Source organism: Sphingobacterium deserti, from assembly GCF_000757725.1.
GTDB lineage: Bacteria > Bacteroidota > Bacteroidia > Sphingobacteriales > Sphingobacteriaceae > Sphingobacterium > Sphingobacterium deserti.
In genome coordinates, this window is sequence record NZ_JJMU01000032.1 from 142,894 (window position 1) to 149,837 (window position 6,944).

The following is a 6,944-nucleotide window of genomic DNA, read 5'->3' on the forward strand; positions in this document are numbered from 1 at the left end:
TTTTTTGACTTCTAACTTTTGACTTTTAACTTCTTGACTTTTTACTTTTTAATTTTTACTTTTCAATGAAAGTTGTGATTGCTGAAAAACCCTCTGTAGCAAGAGATTTGGCTCGTGTGATGGGTGCAAAGGAAGTGAAAGACGGCTATATCGCAGGAAATGGTTTTGCGTTCACCTATGCATTTGGACATTTGGTACAGCTATGTACGCCGCAGGCTTACGGTTACGCCACATGGTCAGTTTCTAACCTGCCTATTGTTCCTACCACATTTCAATTAGAAGCAAAGAAAGTAAAAAGAGACGGCAAGCAAATGGATGATGCAGGTGCCGTCAAGCAATTAAACACGATAAAACAACTGTTAGAAGGGGCAGAAGAGATTATAGTTGCGACAGATGCCGGACGAGAAGGAGAGCTTATCTTTCGGAATATATACTACTTTTTAAATTCAAAAGTGCCGTTTAAGCGTTTGTGGATATCTTCGCAGACGGATAAGGCGATTAAAGAAGGTTTTGCCAACCTAAAAGAAGGAACAGAATACGACAGCCTCTATATGTCCGCCCGATCAAGATCAGAATCTGATTGGCTGATCGGTATCAACGCGACTCAAGCTTTGACCCTTGCAGCCGGTAATAAAGGATTGCTCTCTTTGGGGCGTGTACAAACACCGACTTTGGCTATGATTTGCGCACGTTACTTGGAAAATAAGGGCTTTAAAGCTCAGGCCTTTTACAAGATACAGGCGGGATTTGAGAAAGACAACATCAAGTTTAAAGCCACATCCAATAAAATAGATAAAAAAGAAGATGCTGAACAAGCGATCGCCAAGATTACCGTAGGATCGGAAGCCAAGGTTGTAAAAGTAGAAGCGAAAGAAACGAAGGAACCGCCTCCACTTCTTTTCGATCTTACATCGTTGCAGCAGGACGCCAATAAGAAATACGGTTATTCCGCTGATCAGACATTGAGCATTGCCCAAACACTTTACGAAAAAAAGGTAATTACTTACCCTCGTACAGGTTCCCGCTATATAGGTGAAGACGTTTTCGAGGGTATTGAAGACCTTTTTAAACACTTAGCAGACACCGCAGAGGAAAGTATAGCTGCGATCAGTAGAAATTTAATAGGAGCCAAATTAAATAAGCGCTCCGTCGACGATAAGAAGGTTACAGATCACCATGCTTTGTTGGTGACGGATGAAAAGCCCGGCCCGATGCCCAAGGATCAGCAAAATATCTACAATATGATTGCAAAGCGGATGGTCGAAAGTTTTTCGGAAGTATGCTTGAAAGATATTACTACCGTGATAATAGATGCCCATGGCGTAGAGCTTATTGCAAAAGGTACCGTTATCCGACAATATGGTTGGCGTCTTTCGCCAGATCAGGTCGAGTTGCCAGACGACGATAAAAATACCGACGATCAGGACAACGAAAATGCGCAATTACCGAAATTGCTCGCTGAGGAGCTGCTTGAAATTCTTAGCTTAGAACTTGCTGAACGTCATACAAAAGCGAGACCTATTCACACGGAGGCTTCCTTGTTAAAGGCGATGGAAACATCAGGCAAGGAAATTGAGGACGAGGAGATGCGCCAAGCGATGAAAGACTGTGGTTTAGGAACGCCCGCAACCCGTGCAGCAACGATCGAAACCCTATTTCAGCGGGATTACATCAAGCGTGATAAGAAAAAGCTTATACCTACCGAGAAGGGATTGGCAGTGTATCAGCTCGTAAAAGACCGCTCGATAGCAAAGGTGACGCTCACCGGAAAATGGGAGCAAAAGCTGGAAGAGATGCGGGCTAATAAAGTTTCGTATGATGTCTTTATGAAACACATCAAGGACTACACCGTGAAAATTACGAAAGAGTTGCTTACCCTGCGGGTTGCCATTCAGCAAGAAGAAATAAAACCGCTGCAAAAAGGGAAGATAAAATGTCCGAAATGCGATGCCGGTAATATTCAATTGTATGAAAAGGTTGCGCAATGCGATCATTATGCGCGGGGCTGCGATTTTAAGATATGGCGTACGTTACACGGCGCTTTCTTGGAGGAGAAGGAAATGAAAAACTTATTGGAAAAGGGTAAAACGAGCGCTTTAAAGGGAGTGCGAAACAAAGAGGGACAGCTTAGTGAGGGAGTGTTAGTTTTACAAGACTTTAAAGTGATTGTCGGATAAACAAATAACATGGGGGCTGCAATAGGTTCGTAAAATTGACCTCTAACAAACACAATCACTTTCGAAAACCAATATATTTGCCATCTATGGCTTCAAGACTCTACAATCCCTTCTTAGATTTTAAATTTGATGACGATACCTGCTTTCTTTCCGGCGAAGTATTGACCTCGCGCGACGAGCAGATCCAAGTCTTTCCGCTGTGGATGATGAGGAAGTTCGATTTGGAAGAAAAACCTTTCCGTATGTTAGATGAGAATATTGTCAATTATAAGTCGTTGAAGCTACCTTGCTCTGCTGACACGGCTGGATTGTTTGAAAATTTAGAGTCAACAGTTGAGGAAGCGATGGAGCAAGGCTATGAGGCAGTAAAAGGCCTTCCTGAAGTTACGCTTTTTCAATGGGTGGCTAAGATCTTATATGGTGTCGTATTTAACGAAATACAATCTGGCGTTCGCCAAGCGATGTTAAGTGGCGAACCGATGAACTTTTCCCAAGCGCTAGTACACAAATTTCGTAACCTACACAGCATGTTGCAATCCCTTCGTGTAGGAATGGAATTTGAAAATCGGAATCCCTTTTCCGTTTTAGTGTTGCCGGTAGATAACCCAGAAACACATTTCAATTATCGCGATGAAATCAATACCCTGATTTTTTCCTTTAGGATGAACGATTTCGCTTTAATAGCAACCCTGCAGGACAATGGAACGCACGCCGTATATCATGAGGACGTCCTGAAAGCCGTAGCCGGACAGCGCTTACACCCCATCCAGTTTGAAGAAATTTGCGCACGGTATTTCTATTCTGCTTACTTGTTTAACCGGTTGCCTGAGTATACCTATATGGAAACTCCAGATAAAATTTATGTAGAACCAATGCCGCTAAACGATTGGACCATGAAGCCTATCTTTGACAATTGGCAGGTCAAGACCTATGGGCAGGTGTTGGAGAATTTTTGGAAGCCATGGGGTTTTACTTTGTTTGAAATTATTAAAGATCCTGAAAATCCGATGTCTTACCTGCGGAATGCAGACGGCACATTCAAGGAGGATATCGATTTGGCGAAAGCTTAATTATTCCGTAATTTTAACAGCAGGAGGTGATTATGAGAAGCTGGGGACTACTACTTTTTCTTTCTTTATTTATACAAGGTTTGCAAGCGCAATCGCCGGTCGATAGCCTTATTGTAACTTCCGTTGACACTTACCCTCAATTTCGAAGTGGTACAGGCAGCTGGAATAAGTTCGTGCAAGCCAACCTCGATGTTCGCAAGCTCATTAATAGCATAGATAGTACCTCATATGTAGATTACGGTTTACGTCAAACCGCTATTCTGGAATTTACGGTTTGTGAGGATGGCGAAGTTTGCGATGTAGATATTACCAATAAAAGTAAGATCAGTCCCGAATTTGCCGAAGAAGCTTTGCGAGTCATGCGCAAGTCTCCTAAATGGGTGCCCGCTACAAAAGCGGGTAAGGGCGTGCGAACACGAATCAAACAGTCCATCACCGCGTTGTTGGATCAGTAGTGCTATTTTGCAACGCTGCGAAGCAAGTTAGCCATCCTTTTCTCAGAGTTCCTTTCAAACGCCGTACGGACTGTTGACTTTTAGGGATAGCCTGGCATCAAGGCAACGATTTTTCTATTAGCGAGATTGCTTCATCAATGACTCCTTTGTTGACATTCAGATGCGGTCTGAAACGTATTCCCCTTTCGCCACAACCTAAAATCAATAATCTGTTATTCATCGCACGGATAATAAACTCATCTCGCTGCTCTTGTGTGGCAAAATCTATAGCTACCATCAGTCCTAATCCACGGGCATTACTTAGGTAGTGCTTCTTCCTTTCTAAGTCGTACACCTTTTGCAGTAGGTAGTCTCCCATCTTTTCCGCATTGGCCACCAACTTTTCGTTTTCTATGATTTCCAAAATAAGTTGAAGACGCGCCATGTCGATAAGATTTCCTCCAAAGGTAGAATTGATGCGGCTGGATTCACGAAACACGTGCTTTTCCACGCGATCAAACTTTTCTTTATTGCCCAATATGCCACATATCTGTGTTTTCTTTCCAAATGCAATCAGATCAGGTACGATGTCCGCGTGTTGATATGCCCACATTTTCCCGGTCATTCCTAAGCCAGTTTGTACCTCGTCCATAATCAATAAGATATCATGTGTGTCGCATATCGCGCGAAGTGCGTGGAAAAATTCCTTACGGAAATGGTTGTCTCCGCCCTCCGCTTGAATAGGCTCTATTATAATGCACGCAACCTTATGTGGAGCACCCGCGATGGCTATTTCAATTTGTTCTATGGCTTGCTGCTCTTTCTCGATAGCCATTTCAATAGCGGATTTCGTCAGGGGGAAGTTTAGTTTCGGATTCATTATTCTTGGCCAGTCGAACTTTGGGAAATACATGTATTTCCTCGGGTCTTCTGTGTTCGTTAAGGATAACGTATAACCTGATCGGCCGTGAAAAGCCTGTTTAAAATGAACCACTTGTGAAGCCTCTATAGTAATGCCGTTCGCCATATTAAGGCGGGTTTTCCAATCGAATGCAGCCTTTAATGCATTTTCGACAGCTAATGCACCACCATCAATAAAAAAGCAGTAGGGGAGTTCATCCGGAATAGCGACCCTGGAAAATGTTTCCAAAACCTTCGCATACTCTTGTGGATATATATCCGACATGGCCGGCTTATTGATGGCTAACTTCCCGAGTTCTTCTTGGCGAGCGACGATATGCGGGTGGTTATAGCCTACAGCGGAGGAAGCAAACATGGAGAACATGTCGAGGTATCCGTCGCCGTTTATGTCTTTCAAAAAAGAACCTTGGGAATGCGCAAGGTCCATAACAAGGGGGAGGCCATCAGCCAGAATATGTTTGGATAGTGTTTTATGGAGGTCTCTCATCAGCAAAATTTTAAGTGTCGTTGAAATACGTGTGCTAAAGTTTTAAAAGTCAAATTTTATACCCTGTGCAAGTGGCAGCGCGTTGCTATAATTGATGGTGTTCGTTTGTCGCCGCATGTACGCCTTCCAAGCATCTGAGCCGGATTCACGACCGCCACCTGTTTCTTTTTCACCACCAAATGCACCTCCAATTTCCGCTCCGGACGTTCCGATGTTCACATTGGCGATACCGCAATCAGAGCCACGATGGCTCAAAAAATACTCGGCTTCTTGTAGGTTGTTTGTCATGATGGACGATGATAGTCCTTGTGCTACCTCGTTTTGCAGTTTTATGGCCTCGCTCACTTCTCCACGATATTTTATTAAATAAAGGATAGGGGCAAAGGTTTCCTTTTGCACAATGGCGTAGTGATTTTCCACCTCAGCGACGACGGGTCTCACGTAGCAATTGCTTTCGTAGCCTTCGCCTTTCAGCACCTCGCCATCAATCAATATTTTGCCGCCTTGTTTTTTTATTTCTTTCAACGCCGATAGATAATTTTTTACAGCATCTACATCGATGAGCGGGCCAATATGATTGGTTGTGTTTAAAGGGTTGCCGATTTTCAACTGTTGATAAGCACCTATTAACGCGTCCCGAACCTGTGCATATAGATCTTCATGCACAATTAGCCTTCGGGTGCTTGTGCAACGCTGTCCAGCAGTGCCTACTGCACCAAACACTGCCGCCATTATGGTCATCTTTAAGTCGGCATGCGCTGTAACGATAATCGCATTATTTCCCCCTAATTCTAAAAGGGATTTTCCAAGGCGGGAAGCAACCGAAGCGGCTACCTGTTTTCCCATTTTCGTGGAACCTGTTGCAGAAAGAAGATCTATACGATTGTCTTCTGCCATCCAGCGGCCTACATCGGCAGCTCCAGTACAGATTGACGAAATCCCTTCAGGCAAGCTGTTTTCGATTAGCACCTCAGCTAAAATTTTCTGACAAGCGATACTGCATAACGGTGTTTTCTCGCTCCCTTTCCATATAATAACATTGCCACACACCAGTGCGAGGGTAGCATTCCAAGCCCACACAGCCACGGGAAAATTGAATGCGGAAATTATCCCAACTATCCCAAGGGGATGGTATTGTTCATACATACGATGTTCAGGTCGCTCAGAATGCATCGTAAATCCATATAGTTGTCTTGATAGCCCTACGGCGAAATCACAGATGTCGATCATTTCTTGCACTTCCCCCAGACCTTCCTGATAAGATTTACCCATCTCGTACGATACCAATTTCCCTAAGGCGCTCTTATGCAGACGCAATTTCTCACCCAATTGACGTACGATCTCGCCACGCTGTGGAGCAGGGAAGTTAGCCCACTCTTGTTTTGCAGTGCGTGCAGCGGCCACCAGTCGCTCATAATCGCTTTTGTCTGTGCAAGACACACGGCCACTATTTTTACCGTCAACGGGTGAAGTGGAAACGATTGTTTCACCATTGCTAAACCAATGTTTTCCCGTAGAGGTGCCTTCGCAGATATTTGCTATACCTAATGATTTTAATTCTTTTTCTATCATAAAATGGTTTATTTTATTCGATTAATATATAAATGTATAGAATTTTGTTTTAAATATCAGGTTTATTTAAAAACTTATTTCTCTGAAATTGTAGATTTCGTCCATAGGAACGTATTGCATGGGGCAATTACTTAAAATTATACTCATCACTGAAACAACGAAGTTTCCATTGAGAACCTTTCCTGCCTGCTTTCCGTCCACATATTCGGCAGATGTCCCTCCGGCAGGTGCCAGCGTATAAAAATATCCCGCAGATCCACAGGTGCTTGCGTGGTTCGGGGAA

Annotated in this window: 6 protein-coding genes; 3 read left to right on the forward strand and 3 right to left on the reverse strand. The window is 43.6% G+C overall.

Translation table 11 applies throughout. The features are described from left to right. Window positions 1-65: 65 nt before the first annotated feature. The 3 genes from DI53_RS11100 (at window position 66) to DI53_RS11110 (ending at window position 3,702) form a co-directional block, all read left to right on the forward strand. Window positions 66-2,177, forward strand: coding sequence for a type IA DNA topoisomerase (locus DI53_RS11100; protein ID WP_037499141.1), 2,112 nt, complete (start codon window positions 66-68; stop codon window positions 2,175-2,177). 86 nt (window positions 2,178-2,263) lie between these two features. Continuing rightward, window positions 2,264-3,247: a hypothetical protein gene (locus DI53_RS11105; protein ID WP_037499143.1), complete on the forward strand. Its 984-nt coding sequence runs from the start codon at window positions 2,264-2,266 to the stop codon at window positions 3,245-3,247. A gap of 32 nt (window positions 3,248-3,279) precedes the next feature. Then, a complete protein-coding gene (locus DI53_RS11110) occupies window positions 3,280-3,702 on the forward strand; it encodes an energy transducer TonB (protein ID WP_037499146.1) in 423 nt (140 codons plus the stop codon). A gap of 97 nt (window positions 3,703-3,799) precedes the next feature. Here DI53_RS11110 and lat read toward each other — a convergent pair whose 3' ends face one another. From lat to DI53_RS20340, 3 genes are all read right to left on the reverse strand, one after another. Next, window positions 3,800-5,089, reverse strand: coding sequence for an L-lysine 6-transaminase (gene lat, locus DI53_RS11115; RefSeq protein WP_037499149.1), 1,290 nt, complete (start codon window positions 5,087-5,089; stop codon window positions 3,800-3,802). Between the two features lie 42 nt (window positions 5,090-5,131). Beyond that, entirely contained in the window at window positions 5,132-6,661 is a 1,530-nt protein-coding gene (gene amaB / locus DI53_RS11120; protein WP_037499152.1) for an L-piperidine-6-carboxylate dehydrogenase, read from the reverse strand. Between the two features lie 66 nt (window positions 6,662-6,727). Beyond that, a partial coding sequence (locus DI53_RS20340; protein WP_157836772.1) for a hypothetical protein occupies window positions 6,728-6,944 on the reverse strand: 217 nt, incomplete at its 5' end.